This window comes from Flavobacterium sp. PL02 (genome assembly GCF_035013205.1).
Classification (GTDB): domain Bacteria; phylum Bacteroidota; class Bacteroidia; order Flavobacteriales; family Flavobacteriaceae; genus Flavobacterium.
On record NZ_JAYGJP010000002.1, the window covers coordinates 173,710 to 195,742 of the forward strand.

Below are 22,033 nucleotides of genomic sequence, written 5' to 3' on the forward strand. Positions count from 1 at the left end.
CTTATTTTATTCAACGCGTAACATTTCTTCAATCCTAACGTCATACTGTTTTATGGAATAGTTTAATTTAATCTAAAAAGAGATGAATAACAGAAGAAACTGGCTGAAACAAATAGGATTAGGCACAATAGGATTAGGCTTTTGCCAATTTGATGGATTTGCAAATACTTCATCAGATTACATCTTACCCAATTTAGATAACTCTCCTATACTATTAAGATCAAATGAAAATCCTTACGGTCCGTCTCCGCTTGCTCGTGCTGCAATGACAAAAAGTGTAAACAGCAGTAATAGATATAACTGGAAGCTTTGGTCAGAATTAATTTCTCTTATTGCAAAAAAGAATAACGTTTCAGATAACAATATTTTATTAGGTGCAGGTTCGACCGAAATTTTAGATTTAGTCCTTCAATACGCAGCTTTAAACAAAGGTAATTTTATAATTGCTGGAACTACATTCGATTACTGGATAGCTCCTTCTGATAAATTAGGCTTAAAAAAAATCACCATTCCATTAACTGATGACAAAAAACATGATTTAACAGCGATGTTAAAAGCTATTGATTCAGACACAAAAATGGTCTACATCTGCAATCCTAACAATCCGACGGGGACAATTTGTGACAGAGAAAAACTGGTATCCTTTATTAACGAAGCAACCAAAAAAACAATGGTTTTTGTAGACGAGGCTTATATCAATTTTACTACAGAACAATCATTAAGCAGCCTTGTTACTGAAAACAAAAGCCTGATAATAACCAAGACTTTTTCAAAACTTTACGGATTAGCTGGTGCTCGTATCGGCTATGCAATTGCACATTCTGTTACTATTGAGCAATTAGGCAATTTAAAATCATCAACAAATATGTCCGTTAGCGTTATCTCAGCTTCTGCTGCCATAGCATCTCTAAATGATGAGAATTTCACTAAACAAGTATATTCCTCAAACGAAGAAGCAAAAAAATATACTATTGATCAGCTTACTCAATTAAATATAACTTGTATTCCGTCCTATTCAAATTTTATTTATTTCTCTTTAGCCAATTATAAAAAAGATTATTTCAAGCAATTAGAAGATCATAATATATTAGGAACGAAAATTTATGAAGAAAATGGAAAATGGACGAGAATCACGATAGGCACCATGAAAGAGATGCAACAATTTATTGAAGCTTTAAAATAAATCTTTATCAAAAAAAGCTATCTAAAGCTTTTGCAAGATATTATAACATCAATTTATTTTTTAACGAATTTAATCGTCTGTTATTTTATAGAAACTCAACTCAAAATAGATTAAAATCCTTACTTTTGAGCTCTCGATTAATTCTACAAAAAAGTTTCGCATTTATGGAAATTCTATCTCAATTTTCTTTAAAAAATCATAATACTTTTGGCATTGAAGCCAAAGCAAAACAATTTATTGCCGTACATTCAATTGATGAATTGAGAAAGGTTTTAGAAGAAAATAAAAACCAAGCAAAATTTATTTTAGGTGGCGGAAGTAATATGCTTTTAACTAAAGATATTGATGCCTTGGTAATTCATATTGATTTAAAAGGAAAAAAGATAGTTGACGAAAATGATGATTTTGTTTGGGTTGAAAGTCAAGCTGGAGAAACATGGCATGATTTTGTGCTCTGGACAATCGAGCAAGATTTTGGCGGATTAGAAAACATGTCGCTTATTCCTGGTAATGTAGGAACTACTCCTGTACAAAACATTGGCGCTTACGGAACCGAAATAAAAGATACGTTTGTTTCTTGCCAGGCAATGAATATCGAAACTCAGGAAATAAAAACTTTTACTCATGCCGAATGTAATTTCGGATATCGCGAAAGCATTTTTAAACACGAAGTAAAAGACCAATATATTATTACTTCTGTAACTTACAAACTAACGAAGCGCAATCATAAAATCAACACTTCGTACGGAGATATTACTGCCGAACTAGCCAAAAACAACATTACAAACCCTAATTTAAAAGACGTTAGTAATGCCGTAATTGCGATTAGACAAAGTAAATTACCAGACCCAAAAGAACTAGGAAATAGCGGAAGCTTCTTTAAAAATCCTATTCTATTAAAATCAGACTTCGAAAAGATACATCAGAAATTCCCAGAAATGAAATATTATGATGTTTCCGAAACTGAAGTTAAAGTTCCTGCTGGCTGGCTTATAGAACAAGCTGGATTTAAAGGAAAACGTTTTGGCGATGCCGGAATTCACAAGAATCAAGCTTTGGTTCTGGTTAATTACGGAAATGCTACTGGACAAGAAATTCTGGCAATCTCTAAAGACATCCAAAAAACAGTTTTCGAAAAATTCGGAATACATATAGAAGCCGAAGTAAATGTAATCTAAATCTAAAAATATGAGTATAACTCTATCTATCAAAACAATAAACCCTGATAACAAAAATGTAGCTCCTATTATTAATGAGTTATGCATGAACCTTCAGGAACGTTTTGGCAGCGACGGGAAAAACTCATTTACAGATTGGAACAATAACAACCCCAAATATTTATTTATTGCCGCCGAGCTCGATAACGAAATCGTAGGTTGTGGCGCAATACGACCTATTACAGAAACTACAGGCGAAGTAAAACGGATGTATGCTAAATATCCGCGAAAGAGAATCGGTCAATCTATTTTATCTTTCTTAGAAACGAAAGCTAAAGAGATTGGTTACGATGAATTAATCCTGGAAACTCGGGTTAAAAATCTGGAAGCAACACAATTCTATCAAAAATCAGGTTATAAAATCATTCCAAACTACGGCAAATATGTAAATAACTCCGAAGCAATTTGTTTTGGAAAAAACTTAATATAATATGCACACACCTAGTATATTCAAAAATGAAGATCCTGAAGCAATTAGAGCTTTTCTTAAAGAAAACAGCTTCGGTATATTAATCAATCAGACGAATGGAAAATTGTGGGCAACACATATTCCGCTAGAAATAGAAACCAATGCCGATGGCAAAGAAATATTATGTGGTCACATCTCTAAACTAAATCCGCAAGGAGAAGGCTTTACACAAAATGATCAAATTCTAGCTGTTTTTTCTGGTCCGCATAGTTACATTTCGTCTTCATGGTATGATCATGAAAATGTACCTACCTGGAACTATATTGCAGTACATATCTATGGTAGAATAAAAATTGTAAATCACGAAGCTGCTGTCGAATCGCTAAAAAAATTAGTAGACAAATATGAAGCTAGTTCAGAAAAACCTGTTCGAGTAGAAGATTTATCTGCAAAAACAATGCGACAAGCACACGGAATAATCGCTTTCGAGATTGAAATAGATGAAATTCAGGCTACTAAAAAAATGTCTCAAAACAGAGACGATGTTAATTACAAAAACATAATCACAGCCTTAGAAAAAACAGAAAACCCTCAGTCTATTGCGGTTGCAAAAGAAATGGAAAAATGCAGAAAGTAATTACAAATTAAGGGTTGAAAATCGGGAATTCATAATTACATTTGCACTCGCAAGATTTAAAATTAAAAGACATTAAAATCAGATGCTTACAATTATTTTATACTTTTTTATTGCTATCGTTGTTGTACAACTTTCTTACTATCTGGGTATATTTAGTAAATTTTCTTTTGCTAAAACACAGAATATCACTCCAAAAAGAATTCCAATTTCAGTTATTGTCTGTGCAAAAAACGAAGCCGAAAATGCAGTTAAGTATATTCCGCTTTTAATAGAGCAAGATTATCCTGATTTTGAAATTGTTTTAATAGACGATGCTTCAAGTGATGAAACTTTAGAAATTTTTGAACTTTTCGAAAGCCAATACCCAAATTTAGTACGTTTAGTTAAAGTAAAAAATAACGAAGCCTTTTGGGGAAATAAAAAGTATGCTCTAACTTTAGGGATTAAAGCTGCCAAAAAAGAGTACCTATTATTTACTGATGCTGATTGTTATCCTACTTCTAAAAATTGGATTACTGCAATGAGTTCGCAGTTTACAATGAACAAAACAATCGTTTTAGGATATGGCGCTTACGAAAGAATAGAAAAATCATTCCTAAATAAAATCATTCGTTACGAAACCTTACTTACTGCCCTACAATATTTTTCTTGGGCAAAAGCAGGTCACCCATATATGGGAGTTGGTCGTAATTTAGCCTATAAAAAAGAAGAGTTTTTTAACGTAAACGGATTCATCGGACATATTCAGGTTCGTTCTGGCGATGATGATTTATTTATTAATGAAGCTGCAAATAGCAACAACACAACTCTATCATACTCTCCTGAGAGTTTTACTTATTCCAAACCTAAGGAAACTTACAGAGACTGGTTTATTCAAAAAAGAAGACATATAGCTACAGCTAATTATTATAAGTTTTTTGATAAAATTCAATTGGGTGTTTTTTATAGCTCACAATTATTATTCTTTATACTTGCCATTATTTTACTTGCATTTCAATTTCAATGGATAATTGTATTAAGCTTATTCTTGGTACGTTATATTGCTGCGTGGCTTGTTGTAGGTTTCTCAGCGGGAAAATTAAAAGAAAATGATTTAAAATTTTGGTTTCCTATTGTAGAAATTGTGCTTATATTCACTCAAATTAATATCTTTATAACTAATATCTTTTCAAAACCGGTACATTGGAAATAAATTCTAAAATAGAGAAAGCAAAAAATGGAGATCAAATTGCCTTCACTTTTTTGTTGGACCATTATTGGAACGAAGTTTATGGCTTCATGCTTAAACGCACCGAAAACGAAACCATTGCTGAAGATATTACCATCGAAACTTTCTCTAAAGCTTTTGATAAAATAAAAACGTACAATTCTGAATTTCAATTCAACACATGGCTTATTGCTATTGCAAAGAATGTACATATAGATTTATTACGTAAAAAGAGAACTAATCTTTTTATAGAAATCACCGATCAGGAAAACCAACAAGCTTATAATATTGCCGACACTACTCCGTCGGTAGAGGATGAATTAATCACTGAACAAAATTTATCCCGATTATTACATTGCATTAAAGAATTAAAGCCACATTATCAGGAAGTAATTCAGCTACGCTATTTTCAGGAAATGAGTTACCAAGAAATTGCACTCAAAATAAATGAGCCTTTAAGCAATGTAAAAATAAAATTACTTCGTGCTAAAAAATTATTAGCAGAAGTGATTAAAAACAAAAGATAATTTATTATCTTTAAGCAAAGGATAAAACATCTACACCTTTATTCTTAAATAAATAAAAATCCCGCATACCAAGTTCTTATTATTAACGTTATTAGGTAAAACAATTTTTGCTTATGATTTAACCACTACTTAACCTTAAAAAACCGTGAATTATGTCAACATCAAGCATCTACGAAAACAAATGGATTGACCTTGTATTCGAAAACAGAAACAAAGAGTATGGCGCGTACCAGTTACGCCAAGAAAGTTCAAAAAACTCAATTAAGGCACTTTTCATGGGATTATTTTTTACCACAGCCATTGTGTGCGCTTCAATGTTTATTACTAAACTGAGCAAAGTCGATGTAATAACCACTATCCCCGATAGTTTACCGACAATTGTACAAGTGAGTGAAGTTCACATTAATGAGAAATCGGCAGAAATGCCTGCTGTAAAATCTCAACCTGTTGAAACTGCTATTGAAAAAAGCCAACTTGTAAACCCTACAATTGTAGAAGCAAGCCAAGCTACACAAGAAGTAGCAAAGGCTACCGAGAACGTTGTGGCGGTAAAAGCAACAGGTGGCGAAAGTAACGGAATACTAACAAATGCCATACAAAGTGGAGGTGGCGGACCAGAAGTTGTAACAGCACCAACTATTAACGAACCTACACCTATTGGTTCTCTAGACAAATTGCCAGAATTCCCTGGAGGGATGAATAAGTTTTATACTTATGTAGGTAACAATTTTAATCGTCCGGAATTAGATAGCGAAAGAACGATTCGTATTTATGTATCATTTGTAATTGAGAGAGACGGAAGCATGACCGATATCCTTGTAAGAAATGATCCAGGATACGGCTTAGGCAAAGAAGCTATTAGAGTTTTAAAATCTTTAAGAACTAAATGGAGTCCAGGAATGGTTGATTCTAAACCAGTTCGTACTGCATACAACCTACCTATTACAATAAAAACTGAATAAAACAGAATAAATATAAAATTAAAAAGCAGAATTTAGGTTCTGCTTTTTTTATGCCTTTTTGTTTTAAAAAAGCAATTCTTATCTAATTATCTAAAGTAGGTTTTTATAAAAAAATGTATCTTTACTGATGAAAATTGCTTTTTTAAAATCATCAAAACAAATAACAAATTATGGGAATATTCTCGGCAATGCTTGGTAATGCTGGTACAGTAAGTCAGGATGAATTAATTAAAAAATACGGTTTACTTTTAACCGATAATGAAGAAATAGAATTAGGCTTTAAACTTATTCGCGATACTTTTATTTTTACTACAAAACGATTAATTCTGGTTGATAAACAAGGATTAACTGGTAGTAAAACCGAATACAAATCAATTTCATACAAGAGCATCACAAGATTTAGTGTTGAAACTGCAGGAACTTTTGACCTTGACGCCGAATTAAAAATTTGGGTTTCGAGCGAATTGCATCCGAGTATTATTAAACAATTTAATAAATCGGTAAATGTATACGAAGTTCAAAAAGTATTAGCACACCACGTATTAAAATAAAAAAAAGCAGAACCTAGGTTCTGCTTTTTTTATGTTCAATTCTAAAAATAGACTTAATTATTTTTTAGTCGTTTTTTTAACTGTTTTTTTAGTTGTCGCTTTCTTTGCTGCTACTGGCACAGTGTTAACAATTTTTTGCTGAACATATGGTTTGTATACTCCGTCTTTTTCAGCTCTTTTTTTAGCATTATCTGCTCTTTCCTTAGAATCAGGATGTGAACTCATCATTTTATCCAAGAAAGATCCTTCGGCACCTTCGCTCATTTTAGCAAGGATTCTAAATGCAGATTCTTCGGCATTTACATTATAGCCATTCTTTTTCATGAAGTTATAAGAAAACAAATCAGCTTCAGATTCCTGAGTTCTGCTGTGTTTACTATCTATCATTGCATTTCCAATTTTTACCAATTGCGTATCTGTAAGTGCAGAAATTTTTGCTGATTGTGAAGCCGCAGCATCAATTAAAGCTTCTTTTTTGTAAGCAGCTTTCATCGCATCTCTTGAATCGTGATTGGCAACGTGACCAATTTCATGCCCAATAACTGCAAGCAATTCGTTATCATCCATAATATCCATTAAGCCAGAATATACACGAACGCTACCATCTGCAGTTGCAAAAGCATTTACTTCTTTTAGCATATACACTTTGTAATTTAATGTATATCCATCTCCAGCAGTATGTTTTCCAAACAATCTGTTTAGTCTAATTGCATAACCATCTGTAGCTGGTGCAATTTGATTTTTAGCATCCATTTCTGCAACTGCTTCTTTTGATAAAGCTGCTGCATCGGCATCGCTAAACGTAAATCCTGCAACTCCTTTTTGAACAGCTCCTAAAGCTTTTTCTCCCAAATTTATTTGTGCATTGGCTTGTGTAAAACCAAAAGTTGCAAGCAAAACAACTAACGCTATCGATTTTCTTTTCATCTTTTTAATTATTAAATTAACTGTAGCAAATATACTACATCTTTAAAATACACGTATCTCGGAAACCAATTAATTTTAGAAGAAAAAAATATCTTATAATTTCAGAAATCCCGACCATTTATTGCGGTTTTCATCAAAAATCCTTTCATTCATCTTAATTTATTAATAATCCGCAAAAAAGAATTTAACAGTCATTTTGTTATCGTTTTATAAATTAAAGCATAAACAAATCTACAAATAAACAACAATGCTTATCTTTGTACTTTGAATACTGAATATGGAAAGCGTTATAGATAATAATTTACCAATTGGGAAACCAAAATGGTTGAAGGTAAAACTACCAATCGGACAAAAATATACTGAACTACGTGGTTTAGTAGATAAATATAGTTTAAATACAATTTGTACTTCTGGAAGCTGCCCAAATATGGGTGAATGCTGGGGAGAAGGAACAGCTACTTTTATGATCTTAGGTAACGTTTGTACACGTTCTTGTGGTTTTTGTGGTGTAAAAACCGGGAGACCTGAGACTGTAGATTGGGACGAACCAGAAAAAGTAGCACGTTCTATTAAAATCATGAATATCAAACACGCTGTTATAACAAGTGTAGATAGAGATGATTTAAAAGATGGTGGTTCGATTATTTGGAATGAAACCGTGAAAGCAATTCGACGTATGAATCCAAATACGACTTTAGAGACATTAATTCCTGATTTTCAAGGAATCGAAAGAAACATTGACAGAATTGTAGAAGCTAATCCCGAGGTTGTTTCTCATAACGTAGAAACTGTTCGTCGATTAACTCGTGAAGTACGTATACAAGCCAAATACGATCGTAGCTTAGAAGTTTTACGCTATCTAAAAGAAAAAGGAATCAACAGAACCAAGTCAGGAATCATGCTTGGACTAGGAGAAACCGAAGAGGAAGTATTTCAAACTATGACCGATTTGCGCAATGCAAATGTAGATGTAGTAACAATTGGTCAATATTTACAACCAAGTAAAAAACATTTACCTGTAAAAGAATTTATCACTCCAGATCAATTTGCCAGATATGAAAAATTCGGACTAGAACTAGGTTTTCGCCACGTCGAAAGCGGTCCGTTAGTGCGTTCTTCCTACAAAGCGCAAAAACATATTCTTTAGTTTTAAATGTTGAATATTTTATCTTAAATGAATAAAAAAATACGAATTGCTATTAATGGTTTCGGAAGAATTGGTCGAAACTTGTTTCGATTACTTTTAAATCATCCCGAAATTGAAGTTGTTGCCATAAATGATATTGCCGACACAAAAACTATGGCTCACCTTATTAAATACGACAGTATTCATGGTGTGTTACCGTTTGTGGTAAGCAGTGACGAAAGTGGAATAATCGTTGATGGAAAACATTATTTATTTTTCCATGAGAAAAACATTTCAAACCTAAATTGGAAAGACTGTGACATAGATTATGTTATAGAATCTACCGGTAAATATAAAACGCACGAAGAAATAAATGCACATATTATTGCCGGAGCAAAAAAAGTCATTCTATCTGCACCTTCTGAAGTTGACACAATCAAAACTGTAGTTTTGGGTGTAAATGAAGGAATATTGGACGGAACTGAAACAATAATTTCTAATGCGAGTTGCACTACAAACAATGCAGCTCCTATGATTAAAATAATCGATGATCTTTGTGGTATTGAGCAAGCCTACATTACTACAATACATTCATTCACAACAGATCAAAGTCTGCACGATCAACCCCATAAAGATTTGCGCAGAGCCAGAGGTGCGAGCCAATCTATTGTTCCTACAACAACGGGCGCAGCAAAGGCATTAACTAAAATTTTCCCCAAATTACAAAACAAAATTGGTGGTTGCGGTATACGCGTTCCTGTTCCTGATGGATCATTAACAGATATTACATTTAATGTAAAACGTGCCGTTACTATTGAAGAGATTAATGAAGCATTTCAAAATGCAGCAAAAACTAGTTTAAAAGGAATTTTAGATTATACCGAAGACCCTATTGTATCTGTTGATATTATTGGAAATCCGAATTCGTGTTTATTTGATGCACAACTTACATCTGTAATCGATAAAATGGTAAAGGTTGTAGGTTGGTACGATAATGAAGTTGGATATTCATCAAGATTAATTGATTTGATATTGCTAACGAAGGAAGTATAAACTACTAATAAAAAGTATTACAATACATGAAATATCTTTTTATCCTAATCAGTTTTTTCAGTTCATTTTTGTATTCCCAATTCAATCGGAATACAGATAGTGTTGTCTATTATGACCAACAGGCAAACTCTAGTCTTAAAGAAAACAAATACAGTCAGGCGCAGCTTTTTACCGAAAAATCAATTCTATTTTGCCAAACAAACCACAAAATAGAAAACCAGGCTGACCAAACTTTTAAGCTTGGTAAAATTTACTACAATCAAAAAAAATATGATGAGGCTTTAATCAACTTCAACAAAAGTGTTGATTTATTAAAAGACAAACCTTTATCTATTACCAAAGCGCTTGCTCTTCATTATATTGGTATAACCAATACCGAAAGAGGAAAGCATAATCTTGCTCAAACGTATTTTGACAAGTCAAAATCGGTATTCAAACAGCTAAATATCGTTGACTCAAGCCAAGCATTAACCCTTCAAAAAGGAATAGCTTTAAAGACTAATCATGAATATGATTTAGCAATCTCTACATTCAAAAAAATAACCGAATTACCAGATAGTAAAAATACTTTAAAAACAAAAACTGACGCTTACTATCAACTCGGACTTATCGAGAGTCATTTAAAAAGAAATGATTCTGCTATACATTATCTGGAAAAAGCATTAGCCTTAACCACAAAAAGCAATGACCTTAACCAGAAGGCAACTATTTTATTAGCCATAAGCAAATATTATAAAAACCATCAGGATTATGACAGAGCTTACACTTATCTAGATGAACATTATCAATTAAAAAACTATATTTATAAATTAAAAAACTCAAAATCTGATTTTGATGATTTTAAAAAATTTAAAACTAAAGAGGTAATAAACTCAGCTATCCAGAAAGAGAAGAAAGACCTTGAAGATAAAAAAACATACAAGTATTCTAAATTAATAAGTATTCTTGCTATTGCTTTAATCTCTATTTTATCTCTTTTGAGTTTATCACTTTACAAAAACAACATTATTCGAAATCAGAATAATATGCTTTTGAGAGAAAAAAATAATGAGTTAATTATTGCAAAAAATAAGGCCGAAAAAGCATCTAAAGCCAGATCTGAATTTTTATCGACGGTAAGTCATGAATTACGAACTCCTCTTAATGCAATTAACGGAATTACACATTTATTAATAGAAGATAACCCTAAAAAATCACAGAAAAAATACTTAGAATCATTAAAGTTTTCGGGGAATTATTTGACTACATTTATTAATGAAATCCTAGAAATCAATAAAATAGATTCTAATAAGCTTGAAACCGAAAATATAAGTTTTAATCTAAAAGAATTATTAATAAACATACAAAGCTCTTTGAAGGAATTGGCTACTGCCAATAAAAATTATTTTAATCTAGACATCGATAAAAGTATTCCTGACAATTTAATTGGTGATCCAACAAAATTGTCTCAGATTATAATGAACCTGATTAATAATGCCTTAAAGTTTACAGCAAACGGACGTGTTAATGTGATTGTAAAATTACATTCATTAGAAGATGAAGCAGCAACTGTTTATTTTGAAATAGTTGATACTGGAATAGGAATTCCTGAAGACAAATTACAAACCGTTTTCGAAAGTTTTTCGCAAGGCTCTATAGAAGTTAACCGAAAATATGGAGGAACTGGTTTGGGACTCACGATTGTAAAAAAATTAACCGAAATGCTAGGTGGGGAAATCAATCTTAAAAGTGAAGTTGGTAAAGGTTCTACCTTTACTTTTAAACTAAAATTCCAAATAGATAGTGAACCATTAGCTATTAAAGAAGAAACCAAATTGTACAACGACTACGAATTAAAAGACAAAAATATTCTGTTGATAGAAGACAACAGGATTAATCAAATGATTACTCGTAAAATGCTCGAGAATAAAGGTATAACCTGCGAGGTAATCGACAATGGAGAAGATGCTATTGAGTTATTAAAAATCAAACGATTTGATATGATTTTAATGGATGTGCATTTACCTGGAATAAATGGTACTACTGCCACTAAATATATTAGAGAATTTGATAAAATAACACCAATTATAGCTTTAACGGCTATTTCTCTAGATGAGAACAGGGAAATGTTATTATCATTCGGGATGAACGACGTAATAACAAAACCCTTTGTTCCTGATGAATTTTACAGCATTATCGCTAAATGTTTTAACGTAAGCGCTTAATACTCTAAAATCAAGTTTTTTATTAAAGCTCTTACTTTAGGCTCGGCCATTTTTGCCGCCTCAAGAACTTCATCATGCGAGATTGTATCTATACTTTCTTCGTTACCCATATCGGTAATTACAGAGATTCCAAAAGTTTCTACATCCATATGACGTGCAACGATAACTTCTGGCACAGTTGACATTCCTACGCAATCTGCTCCAAGAATTTTAACCATTTTATATTCAGCCAAAGTTTCAAAAGTTGGTCCTTGTAAACCAAAATAAATACCATCATGAATTTCAATATTCAATCTTGATGCAATTTCTTTGGTTTTAATAATCATTTTTCTAGAATAAGGCTCGCTCATATTTACAAATCGAGGTCCAAAACGGTCATCATTTTTACCACGCAAAGGATGCTCTGGTGCAAAATTAATATGATCTTTAATAATTACGATTGAACCCACTTTGTAAGCAGCATTTACTCCTCCTGAAGCATTAGAAACCATTAACTTGGTAACTCCCAAAAACTTCATTACTCGAACCGGAAAAGTAACCTCTTCCATAGTATATCCCTCATAAAAGTGAAAACGACCTTGCATCGCAACCACTTTTTTATCTCCAATAGTTCCAAAAACCAGAGCTCCTTTATGACCTTGAACTGTAGATACCGGAAAATTAGGGATTTCATTATAAGGTAATGTAAATTCTATTTCTATATCATTTGTAAAACCTCCTAAACCTGAACCTAAAATCACTCCATATTCTGGCGTGAACTGTGTTTTTGATTTTATATAACTAACTGTTTCCTGAACTTTTTCCCACATAATTTAAAATTGTTGTATCAAAATCATTTTGATAATTAATAAAAGTACTTTTTATCGGCAAATAAAATAATTGCGGCGCAATATTAGTGTCTTTTAAGCGAACATAATCCTTTTCGGTTGTAATAATTTTATGTTTTTTTGCTTTATTCGCAATCGTTGTAATATCCGTTTCTGTAAAGTGATGATGATCAGGGAATGTAAGACATTCATCGCCGTTAGATTTTAAAAACTTAAAAAATGGTGCTGGCTTTGCAATTCCTGCCAAAAGTAATTTTGGTTCGTTTTTAATTTCTTCGATTGCTAATTTCCCAGTTTGAGAATAAATGCAATCATCATAATCAATATAAGTAAAGTATAATTCTTGTGATGGTTCTAATTTTAGCTTTCTACGAATATTTTGCTGCTCCGATTCCTGAAGACCAGAAGGACATTTGGTTACAATAACAATATTTGCTCTTTTAGCTCCACTCCTGCTCTCTCGTAAATTTCCAGTTGGCAACATCCAATCATCAGCATATAAATCGCCATACGAAGTAAGCAAAATATAAAACCCTGCTTTTACTTTTCGGTGTTGGAATGCATCATCAAGCAAAATTACCTGAGGCTTTTTAGGCTGCGAAAGTAATTTCTGGATTCCGTTTGTTCGGTTTGCATCTACTGCAACTTGAATATTTTTAAATTTTTGAAAAAACTGAAAAGGCTCATCTCCTAATATAACAGCATTAGAGGTTTCATCAGCAAGTACAAAACCTTCTGATTGTCGTTTATACCCACGACTAAGCGTAGCAACCTGATATGTATTTGATAATAATCGGATTAAATATTCTATTTGAGGTGTTTTACCTGTTCCTCCAACGCTAAGATTACCAACTGCAATAATCGGAATATCAAATGATGTTGATTTTAAAACTCCTTTATCAAAAAGAAAATTCCGAATGCTAGTGATGATTCCATATAAAATGGAAAATGGAAAAAGTAATTTTCGAAGTAAATTCATAATTTATTTATCAGAATAATGTCCCATGGCTGAAACTACATAAACAGTTACAATATCGTCTTCAACCCGATAAACTAATCGATCTTTCTGATTAATGCGTCTAGACCAATATCCTGTATATTCATATTTTAGTTGTTCAGGATTTCCAAAACCCTCGTATGGATTTTCCGTAAGATCGATTAAAATTTTAGCAATGTTTTTAGTAGAAGTCTTATTCCCTGATTTTTTATGTTTTTCAATATCTTGATTTGCAACCTTCGTTACTTCAACCCTAAACTTCCCCATATATCATCTGGATTCAGCGTTGTAGTTTCGCCTTTTTTAATATTCTCTTCTGCTTTTTTAACCTTTTCAACAAATTCAGAACTATAAATACTCGGTTCTTCATTAACCTGTCCATAAGTTGGCTCAACGATCTCAATACCTTCAACACCTTTAAAAAAAGCTTCAAACATCGCCATAAATGCTTTTCCTGTCTTCGTTTGCTCGTTAATTTTTATTGTAGTCATGACCTATGATTTAGAATTACAAATATACGAAATACATATCATCGTTTAGATAATTTAAATTAGATACCTACTCCTTTAAATTAAATAAAGTATAATATTTTTCGTTAATTTGTTTCAGGTTTCAAGTTCCTATGCAAAACTTGAAACCTGAAACTTGAAACAAAAAGTAACAATGAAAATCAAAGAAATATTAGCAGTTCTCGAAGAGATGGCTCCTTTGGCTTACGCCGAAGATTTTGACAATGTCGGGCTTTTAGTTGGTGATTCATCTACAGAAGCTACAGGAGTTTTGGTTTGTCACGATGCGCTTGAAAATGTAATTGACGAAGCTATTGCCAAAAATTGTAACCTGGTTGTTTGTTTTCATCCAATTCTATTTTCTGGGATAAAAAAGATAACTGGGAAGAATTATGTAGAACGTGCTATCCTTAAAGCCATAAAAAATGATATTGCTATTTATGCCGTTCATACCGCATTAGACAATCACTCACAAGGTGTAAACAAAATATTTTGTGATGCTTTAGGTTTGATAAATACTACGGTTTTGATTCCGAAACAAAATTACATTCAGAAATTAGTAACTTATACTGTTCCTGATAATTCCGAGAAAGTCCGTAATGCTTTGTTTGAAGCTGGAGCAGGAAAAATTGGCAATTATGACAATTGCAGTTTTAACACCGAAGGTTTTTTTACTTTTAAAGGAAATGAGAATAGTAATCCTGTTATTGGAGAAAAAGAGAAATTACATACTGGGAATGAAATAAAGATCGAAGTTGTTTTTGAAAAACACTTGCAATCAAAAATTCTAAAAGCATTGTTTGCCAATCATATTTATGAGGAGGTTGCTTATGAAATTTATGATTTACAAAATGCACATCAAAACATAGGTTTAGGCATGATTGGAGAATTTGAAACTCCGATGAACGAAACAGACTTTTTACCATTTGTAAAAGAAAAAATGTTAGCAGATGGTATTAGACATTCTGCCTATACAGGCAAAAAAATCCATAAAGTTGCTGTTCTTGGCGGATCTGGAAGTTTTGCTATAAAAAATGCAATTCAGGCTGGAGCCGATGCTTTTTTGACAGCCGATTTAAAATACCATCAGTTTTACGAAGCCGAAAATCAATTACTATTAGCCGATATTGGACATTTTGAAAGCGAACGCTATACAAAAAATTATATTGTTGATTATCTTCGGAAAAAAATCCTTAATTTTGCAATCATTTTATCAGAAGAAAATACAAATCCAGTTAAGTACTTATAGAATATGGCGAATACGAAAGAATTAAGTGTTGAGGACAAGTTAAGAGCAATTTACGATTTACAGCTAATTGACTCTAGAATTGACGAAATCAGAAACGTAAGAGGAGAACTTCCATTAGAAGTGGAAGATTTAGAAGATGAAGTTGCAGGTTTAGGCACACGTTCAGAAAAATTGAAAAGCGAACTAGAAATAGTTGAAGAGCAAATCAAGACTAGAAAAAATGCTATTGATGATCACAAAGAAGCCATCAAAAAGTACACAAAACAACAAGAATCAGTTCGTAACAATAGAGAATTTAACTCTTTGACTAAAGAAGTTGAATTTCAAGAATTAGAAATTCAATTAGCTGAAAAGCAAATCAAAGAAATGAAAGTTTCTATTGAGCATAAAAAAGAAGTAATCTCTGGTTTAAAAGAAAGGCTAGAGTCTAAATCTTCTCATCTAAAACACAAAAAATCTGAATTGGATGCGATTATGGCCGAAACTCAAAAAGAAGAAATCTTCTTATCTGAGAAATCAGCTGAGTACGAAGTTTTAATCGAAGACCGTTTATTAGCGGCTTACAAAAGAATCAGAACTAGTGTTCGCAATGGTTTGGCTGTAGTATCTATTGAAAGAGGTGCATCTGCAGGTTCTTTCTTTACTATTCCACCACAAACACAAGTAGAGATTGCCTCTAGAAAAAAAATCATCACTGATGAGCATTCTGGAAGAATCCTAGTTGACAGTGCATTAGCAGAAGAAGAAAAAGAGAAAATGGATTTATTATTTTCTAAATTCTAAAGAATATAAAGCCTCGAAGTTCGGGGCTTTTTTTATATTAAAAATTACAATTTTGGGACTTAAAGAAGGTATTCGTTTCATAACATTAAAATCCGTTGGGCAATATATTAACTTTTTAAGTTATGTACGTCCAGAAAAAGCTGCGCAGATTTCATACGCCCTTTTTAGCCAACCAAGAGAAGGAAGATTAAGCAAAGAAAACTTACCAGAAATATTACAAGATACCAAAACTGAAACGTTCCATCATAACGAGCATCATTTCCAGACTTATACTTGGGAAGGAAATGACACCAAAATATTACTCGTTCACGGATGGGAAAGTAACGCTTCGCGTTGGCAAAAAACACTCCCTCACTTACAACAATCAGGAAGCACCATTATTGCCATAGATGCACCTGCTCACGGACAAAGTAGCGGTAAAGAATTCAACGTGCCTCTTTACGCAGAATTCATTAACAAAGCCGTACAAAAATACCAGCCTACAATTATAATTGGTCATTCTATAGGCGGAGCCGCTTGTGTATATCACCAGCATTTATATCCAGAAACCAGTATTCAAAAAATGGTCATTCTAGGTGCTCCATCAGATTTACAAACTCTTATCAATAATTACATTTCCATGTTAAGCCTAAACGAAAAAATGGTCCCTCTCTTAGAGAATCGTTTTGTAAATCGTTTCAACTTAAAACTGGAAGACTTCTCTGGAAAAAAATTCGCTTCAAATTTCACAGTCAAAGGATTAATTGCACACGATGTCGAAGATAACGTAGTCGCTTTTGAAGAAGGGGAAAAAATAGCCAGCACTTGGAAAAATAGCCAATTTATAGCTACAAATGGTTTAGGCCACGGTATGCATGATGATGAGCTGTACCAAAAAGTAGTTGCTTTTTTGTTTCCTTAAAAGAGGTTTTCTAAGGTTCTAAGGTTCTAAGGTTCTAAGGTTCTAAGGTTCTAAGGTTCTAAGGTTCTAAGGTTCTAAGGTTCTAAGGTTCTAAGGTTCTAAGGTTCTAAGGTTCTAAGGTTCTAAGGTTCTAAAAAAAGCATTCTGCTTTTTTTTAATTCACTAAAAATCTAAGAAGTCTAAAAGGTCTAACAATCTAAGAAGTCTAAACTACTATTTTAAATTGTTTGTATAATTCTTTCTCCCCTTTCCCAGTAATAATTATTGCTCTTGAATTTTCAGTTTTTCGCAACCAATCATTGGATATCATTTTATTCAATAATGACGTAGCTAGAGATCCTGCCATGTGATTTTTTCTTTCGCTCCAATCAAGACATGGTTTCAAGAATAAACGCCTTTGTTTCCTAACCTCATCTACATTTATACCAAAATCTGAAAACCATTTTATCCCTTCGGGACTAATTTCAAAATCATTATTAGTATCAATAATTATATTTTGCTCTAATAAACTATTCGTAAAAGCCACACCTATTTTCCCTGCTAAATGATCATAACATGTTCTGCAATGTTTTATTGGCGGAAGCTTTTCTGTATTCTTTTTTCTCGAAACTTCTTGTGGCGGAATAAGACTTGCCATCCCTTCGATAGCATAAGCAATTTCTTTACTTGAAAATCGATAATATTTATGGCGTCCTTGTTTTTCTACACAAAGCAAATCGGCATCTAATAACTTTCCTAAATGCATGCTTATATTTTGCGGCGATGTATTCCCCACAATTGCCAGTTCTGTAGCTGTAAACGCTTTTCCGTCGAGCAACGCCCACATAATTGATGCTCGGGTTGGATCACCGATTAATGTTGCGATTTTTATAAACTGTTCTTCCATTTTATGCAATCATAGTTAAATCTAAACTGAAGTATCTACGTGTAAAGTTAAATAACTTTGTTAAAAATCATAATCTATGTCACCTACTTTATTCTTTCAATCAGATATTAAAGACCCGTATGCTATATATAAAACAATGCTTGATGATCATCCTGTCTTTTGGGATGAGGCAAACCAAATTTGGGCAATTTATTCTCATGAATACTGCACAGAAATTCTAAATAGTCTCAACGTAAATATCCCAACTATTAATCCTAATAACGAACAGAAACTTAATGAGCACGCTTTAAAAATCATCAATCATTTATCCCGATTATCAAACGGAACCCAACATGCAATTGCAAAAGAAACTGCAATGATTTTATTTGCCAACATCAAATCAATTGACATTAATCAAATCATTGTCGAATTATTAGATAATGATTTAATCGAAAACAAAATAGATTGGGTTGATTCTGTTTGCAAAAAGCTTCCTGTTTTGGTTATTTTAAAAAGCTTTGGCTTTGAGCAAGATGATTGCAAATTCATTTCTGAAAAAATAGAACTTCTTGTAAAAATGATGCTGCTAAATAAATCTGCAGAACAGGTTCAGGCAATTAATGAAATTTCAGAAAGCAGTTATTCAATAGTAAAAAAGCACTTATCAAGTCTTAGTTTTTATAAGCCTTTACTAGATAAAATATCCGAATCGCATACTATTTCTTTGGAGGAAACGATAACAATATCTGTAAGCAATTTAATTGGATTGTTGATTCAAAGTTACGATGCTTGCAGAGGTCTTTTGAGTAACTCTCTATTACAAATTATTAATACTCATAATCTAATACCTAAAAACAATATTAATAAAACACAGATACAAAAATTAGTTATTGAAACCCTGCGCTTTGACCCTCCAATTCATAATACAAGAAGACTTGCAATTACGGATATTGTATTAGATAAAACTATAATTAAAAAAAATGAAACTCTATTATTGGTTCTTGCAGCTGCAAATCGTGACCAAAAAAAATTTGATAATCCTTTGAGTTTTGATATCGAAAGAATCAATAATGATGAGAATCTTACCTTTGGGATTGGAGGGCATATGTGCCTGGCTAAATACTTTTCGATTCATCTTACAACTGAGACTTTATTTCATTTATTTAATAATTATAATACAATTGCAATTCTAGAAAATAACATTCTGTACGAACCTATGATAAATGCCAGATTACCTAAAAACATCTGGATTTCGATTCAATAATTTAAATTAAACAACATGATAGCAGTAATTTTTGAAGTAATTCCTAACGAAGAAAAAAAACAAGAATATCTTGACATCGCTGCAAGTTTACGCCCTGAGCTAGATAAAATCTCTGGTTTTATATCTATAGAACGATTTCAGAGTTTTAATGACCCTGGAAAAGTTTTGTCTTTATCATTTTGGAAAGATGAAGAAAGCATCCAACAATGGAGAAATCTCGAAATGCACCGTAATGCACAGTCTAAAGGGCGACAAGAAATTTTTAAAGATTATCATTTAAGAATTGCCGATGTAAAAAGGGATTACGGAATGTTCGACAGGAAAGAAACGCCAAAGGATAGTCCTTTTTAAGAGGTTCAAAGGGACAAAGTTGCAAAGGAACAAAGGTTCTGATCCCGAGGCTTCGGGACTGAGGTTCTGAGGTTCTGAGGTTCTGAGGTTCTGAGGTTCTGAGGTTCTGAGGTTCTGAGGTTCTGAGGTTCTGAGGTTCTGAGGTTCTGAGGTTCTGAGGTTAAAAAAAAAGCAAAATGCTTTTTTTAAAGATTTCGAAAAATCTAAAATCTAAAATCTAAAATCTAAAATCTAAGAAGTCTAAAAGGTCTAACAATCTAAGATGTCTAAAATTAAAGATGTCTATTTTTTGACTACTTTTGCACTATGGAAGAAAATCTAAAACGCCTCAACAAATTCATTGGAGAAACTGGATATTGTTCTCGTCGTGAAGCTGATAAACTAATCGAAGAAGGACGTGTAACCATAAACGGAATTGTACCTGAAATGGGAACGAAAGTTTCACCTGATGACGAAGTACGCATAGACGGAAAGTTAATCGTAGAAAAACACGAAAAACCAGTTTATTTAGCTTTTAATAAACCTGCTGGAATCGAATGCACCACTAATCTGGAGGTTCGTAACAATATTGTAGATTACATTAATTATCCTAAACGTATTTTCCCAATTGGGAGATTGGATAAAGCCAGTGAAGGTTTAATATTTATGACCAATGATGGTGATATTGTAAACAAAATTCTGCGCGCAAGAAATAATCACGAAAAGGAATATACTGTAACTGTAAGTAAACCTATAACTGATCGCTTTATTGAGCGAATGGGAAATGGTGTCCCTATTCTTGATACAGTAACTAAAAAATGTAAAGTAGAGCAAATAAGCAAATATATCTTTAAGATTATCCTAACTCAGGGTTTAAACCGTCAGATTCGAAGAATGGCGGAATATTTAGGCTATGAAGTTACTGCCTTAAAGCGTATTCGTATTATTAATATTTCTCTTGATGTTCCCGTAGGTCGCTACCGTGATTTAACAGATGCTGAAATTAAAGAATTGAATGAGCTTATTGAACCTTCTAGTAAGACTGAGGAAGCAAGCTTACCTAAGATAGAAACTCCGAGAAGAAAAACTGAATTTATAAAAAGAGACGATCCTCGATTTAAGAAAAGAGGAGACTATTAAACTCTTATACTTACAAATCTATATAACAAAGAAAGCCTGGAACCGAAATTCCAGGCTTTTCTTTTTCTACAATCTTATTTTTTACCAACAAGTAATGTTATTTTATGATAACTGAATATTCAACTCCAATTACCTTAATATACATTTTTAAAAATTATTTATTTACTATTCAGATTCGCTTCTTTTTAAATAATTTCAAAATTTCACTTTTCTAAAAAAAATATTAAATCGGTGTTATTCCTGTAAGAACAGGATTTCCAGACAATGGATCATAAATCTCAACGAGAGCTTCATAAGGAAGTCCAGACGAAACAACTATTGCATTACATTTAAAACGATAATTTGTTCCTGCCACAACCTGCGTCGAAACTGCAGTTGGATTATATTTCACTCCAAGCAAACCATTCATTGCTTTTCTGAATATTTGTAAATCTTCTGGGGTTGGAGTATGATAAAGTGTCCATCCTCCCAGTAGTGTCTCCGTATTATTTATTAGGGCATTATTTGACATAATTTCTATAGTTTAAATTACTTTAATTACTCTTCGAATCTTCAGAAATCTCTTTTTAAAAATTGATACTGAACTTTTTTTGAGTATTAAATCCTTGTTATTTTCACAACATGCGGGTCACCAACTAGTGGTTTAAAAATCTTCACTATAGCTTCATAAGCAATCTCTGAAGGCGGAATTGACGCAGTACATCTAAAACGATAGTTTATTCCTGCTACCACCTGTGTCGCAACTGCCGTAGGGATATATTTTACTCCAACATAACCTTCTAAGGCTTGTTTAAATAATAATAAATCTGCAGCTGTAGGTTTGCGAAAATCTGTCCATCCACCTAATATAGGCTCATGGTTTTCTAAGACTTGGGTTTGACTTGACATAATGTTATAATTTAATTGTTCTTGGTCCTACTCATAAGGCTTTTCGGAAACGCCACGTTTCTAAATAGAGCACGAAAACTCTATTTAATGAATTACTTGCCTGATAAATTATCAGGCAAGTAAGAAGTCATGGAGAATTAAATTATGCTAGCTTTAATCAATTCCCTATAGTAAAACTATAGCACAATTAAATCTTTAAATAAGAAAATGTCATGAGAACGGAAATCATTGTCATGAAAAGTAAAAAAAGTAGTATGGGATTTTTCCCTAAAGTAAA

At 32.6% G+C, this 22,033-nt stretch carries 25 protein-coding genes; 17 read left to right on the forward strand and 8 right to left on the reverse strand.

Annotation, left to right across the window (positions count from 1 at the left end; genetic code table 11):
- The first annotated feature begins 82 nt into the window (after positions 1–82).
- From SHI72_RS08670 to SHI72_RS08705, 8 genes are all read left to right on the forward strand, one after another.
- Complete coding sequence (locus tag SHI72_RS08670; RefSeq protein WP_323489723.1) at positions 83–1,183, forward strand: pyridoxal phosphate-dependent aminotransferase; 1,101 nt, start codon at positions 83–85, stop codon at positions 1,181–1,183.
- Positions 1,184–1,347: 164 nt separating this feature from the next.
- The gene (murB, locus tag SHI72_RS08675) at positions 1,348–2,361 is read left to right on the forward strand and encodes a UDP-N-acetylmuramate dehydrogenase (protein ID WP_039112365.1); all 1,014 of its coding nucleotides are present in this window, start codon (positions 1,348–1,350) and stop codon (positions 2,359–2,361) included.
- A 10-nt stretch (positions 2,362–2,371) separates the two neighbouring features.
- Positions 2,372–2,830 carry a GNAT family N-acetyltransferase gene (locus SHI72_RS08680; protein ID WP_323489724.1) on the forward strand — a complete coding sequence of 153 codons (459 nt, stop codon included), beginning with the start codon at positions 2,372–2,374 and terminating at the stop codon, positions 2,828–2,830.
- A gap of 1 nt (position 2,831) precedes the next feature.
- Entirely contained in the window at positions 2,832–3,446 is a 615-nt protein-coding gene (locus tag SHI72_RS08685; RefSeq protein ID WP_323489725.1) for an FMN-binding negative transcriptional regulator, read from the forward strand.
- A gap of 82 nt (positions 3,447–3,528) precedes the next feature.
- Complete coding sequence (locus SHI72_RS08690) at positions 3,529–4,638, forward strand: glycosyltransferase (protein WP_039112367.1); 1,110 nt, start codon at positions 3,529–3,531, stop codon at positions 4,636–4,638.
- The gene (locus SHI72_RS08695; protein WP_039112368.1) at positions 4,629–5,180 is read left to right on the forward strand and encodes an RNA polymerase sigma factor; all 552 of its coding nucleotides are present in this window, start codon (positions 4,629–4,631) and stop codon (positions 5,178–5,180) included. Before SHI72_RS08690 ends, SHI72_RS08695 begins: the two co-directional genes overlap by 10 nt.
- A gap of 152 nt (positions 5,181–5,332) precedes the next feature.
- Positions 5,333–6,142: an energy transducer TonB gene (locus tag SHI72_RS08700; protein ID WP_323489726.1), complete on the forward strand. Its 810-nt coding sequence runs from the start codon at positions 5,333–5,335 to the stop codon at positions 6,140–6,142.
- A 170-nt stretch (positions 6,143–6,312) separates the two neighbouring features.
- The gene (locus SHI72_RS08705; RefSeq protein WP_035627768.1) at positions 6,313–6,693 is read left to right on the forward strand and encodes a PH domain-containing protein; all 381 of its coding nucleotides are present in this window, start codon (positions 6,313–6,315) and stop codon (positions 6,691–6,693) included.
- 57 nt (positions 6,694–6,750) lie between these two features.
- Here the strand turns inward: SHI72_RS08705 and SHI72_RS08710 are convergent, their stop codons facing one another.
- A complete protein-coding gene (locus SHI72_RS08710; protein WP_323489727.1) occupies positions 6,751–7,620 on the reverse strand; it encodes a M48 family metalloprotease in 870 nt (289 codons plus the stop codon).
- Between the two features lie 277 nt (positions 7,621–7,897).
- Here SHI72_RS08710 and lipA point away from each other — a divergent pair, with 277 nt between their 5' ends.
- From lipA to SHI72_RS08725, 3 genes are read left to right on the forward strand one after another with little or no spacing between them, the layout of a single operon-like run.
- Entirely contained in the window at positions 7,898–8,767 is an 870-nt protein-coding gene (gene lipA / locus SHI72_RS08715; RefSeq protein ID WP_039112372.1) for a lipoyl synthase, read from the forward strand.
- A 27-nt stretch (positions 8,768–8,794) separates the two neighbouring features.
- Positions 8,795–9,799: a type I glyceraldehyde-3-phosphate dehydrogenase gene (gene gap / locus SHI72_RS08720; protein ID WP_039118098.1), complete on the forward strand. Its 1,005-nt coding sequence runs from the start codon at positions 8,795–8,797 to the stop codon at positions 9,797–9,799.
- 26 nt (positions 9,800–9,825) lie between these two features.
- Positions 9,826–12,003: an ATP-binding protein gene (locus tag SHI72_RS08725; protein ID WP_086895470.1), complete on the forward strand. Its 2,178-nt coding sequence runs from the start codon at positions 9,826–9,828 to the stop codon at positions 12,001–12,003.
- Here the strand turns inward: SHI72_RS08725 and SHI72_RS08730 are convergent.
- From SHI72_RS08730 to SHI72_RS08745, 4 genes are read right to left on the reverse strand one after another with little or no spacing between them, the layout of a single operon-like run.
- Positions 12,000–12,812, reverse strand: a complete 813-nt coding sequence (locus SHI72_RS08730) for a purine-nucleoside phosphorylase (protein WP_039112375.1) — start codon at positions 12,810–12,812, stop codon at positions 12,000–12,002. The two genes, SHI72_RS08725 and SHI72_RS08730, sit on opposite strands and share 4 nt — an antisense overlap.
- Complete coding sequence (gene lpxK / locus SHI72_RS08735) at positions 12,784–13,809, reverse strand: tetraacyldisaccharide 4'-kinase (RefSeq protein WP_323489728.1); 1,026 nt, start codon at positions 13,807–13,809, stop codon at positions 12,784–12,786. Before lpxK ends, SHI72_RS08730 begins: the two co-directional genes overlap by 29 nt.
- Positions 13,810–13,812: 3 nt before the next feature.
- Entirely contained in the window at positions 13,813–14,094 is a 282-nt protein-coding gene (locus tag SHI72_RS08740; RefSeq protein WP_323489729.1) for a Txe/YoeB family addiction module toxin, read from the reverse strand.
- The gene (locus SHI72_RS08745; RefSeq protein ID WP_039112378.1) at positions 14,070–14,318 is read right to left on the reverse strand and encodes a DUF2683 family protein; all 249 of its coding nucleotides are present in this window, start codon (positions 14,316–14,318) and stop codon (positions 14,070–14,072) included. Before SHI72_RS08745 ends, SHI72_RS08740 begins: the two co-directional genes overlap by 25 nt.
- Before the next feature lie 172 nt (positions 14,319–14,490).
- Here SHI72_RS08745 and SHI72_RS08750 point away from each other — a divergent pair, with 172 nt between their 5' ends.
- From SHI72_RS08750 to SHI72_RS08760, 3 genes are read left to right on the forward strand one after another with little or no spacing between them, the layout of a single operon-like run.
- Positions 14,491–15,585: a Nif3-like dinuclear metal center hexameric protein gene (locus SHI72_RS08750; protein ID WP_323489730.1), complete on the forward strand. Its 1,095-nt coding sequence runs from the start codon at positions 14,491–14,493 to the stop codon at positions 15,583–15,585.
- A 3-nt stretch (positions 15,586–15,588) separates the two neighbouring features.
- Positions 15,589–16,368 (forward strand): zinc ribbon domain-containing protein, encoded by a 780-nt coding sequence (locus tag SHI72_RS08755; RefSeq protein ID WP_039112380.1) that lies wholly within the window; start codon positions 15,589–15,591, stop codon positions 16,366–16,368.
- A 52-nt stretch (positions 16,369–16,420) separates the two neighbouring features.
- Positions 16,421–17,269: an alpha/beta fold hydrolase gene (locus tag SHI72_RS08760; protein WP_086895465.1), complete on the forward strand. Its 849-nt coding sequence runs from the start codon at positions 16,421–16,423 to the stop codon at positions 17,267–17,269.
- A 205-nt stretch (positions 17,270–17,474) separates the two neighbouring features.
- Here SHI72_RS08760 and SHI72_RS08765 read toward each other — a convergent pair whose 3' ends face one another.
- Complete coding sequence (locus tag SHI72_RS08765; protein ID WP_323489731.1) at positions 17,475–18,155, reverse strand: winged helix-turn-helix domain-containing protein; 681 nt, start codon at positions 18,153–18,155, stop codon at positions 17,475–17,477.
- A gap of 76 nt (positions 18,156–18,231) precedes the next feature.
- Here SHI72_RS08765 and SHI72_RS08770 point away from each other — a divergent pair, with 76 nt between their 5' ends.
- The 3 genes from SHI72_RS08770 to rluF all read left to right on the forward strand — a co-directional run bounded on the left by SHI72_RS08770 (position 18,232) and on the right by rluF (position 20,868).
- The gene (locus SHI72_RS08770; RefSeq protein WP_323489732.1) at positions 18,232–19,398 is read left to right on the forward strand and encodes a cytochrome P450; all 1,167 of its coding nucleotides are present in this window, start codon (positions 18,232–18,234) and stop codon (positions 19,396–19,398) included.
- 15 nt (positions 19,399–19,413) lie between these two features.
- Complete coding sequence (locus tag SHI72_RS08775; protein WP_039112384.1) at positions 19,414–19,749, forward strand: antibiotic biosynthesis monooxygenase family protein; 336 nt, start codon at positions 19,414–19,416, stop codon at positions 19,747–19,749.
- Positions 19,750–20,055: 306 nt separating this feature from the next.
- On the forward strand, positions 20,056–20,868 hold the full coding sequence (gene rluF, locus SHI72_RS08780; RefSeq protein ID WP_039119850.1) for a 23S rRNA pseudouridine(2604) synthase RluF: 813 nt from the start codon (positions 20,056–20,058) through the stop codon (positions 20,866–20,868).
- Positions 20,869–21,091: 223 nt separating this feature from the next.
- Here rluF and SHI72_RS08785 read toward each other — a convergent pair whose 3' ends face one another.
- Together SHI72_RS08785 and SHI72_RS08790 are read right to left on the reverse strand one after the other, a co-directional pair.
- The gene (locus tag SHI72_RS08785) at positions 21,092–21,379 is read right to left on the reverse strand and encodes a hypothetical protein (protein ID WP_323489733.1); all 288 of its coding nucleotides are present in this window, start codon (positions 21,377–21,379) and stop codon (positions 21,092–21,094) included.
- 86 nt (positions 21,380–21,465) lie between these two features.
- Positions 21,466–21,756, reverse strand: coding sequence for a hypothetical protein (locus SHI72_RS08790; RefSeq protein WP_052250156.1), 291 nt, complete (start codon positions 21,754–21,756; stop codon positions 21,466–21,468).
- Between the last annotated feature and the right edge of the window lie 277 nt (positions 21,757–22,033).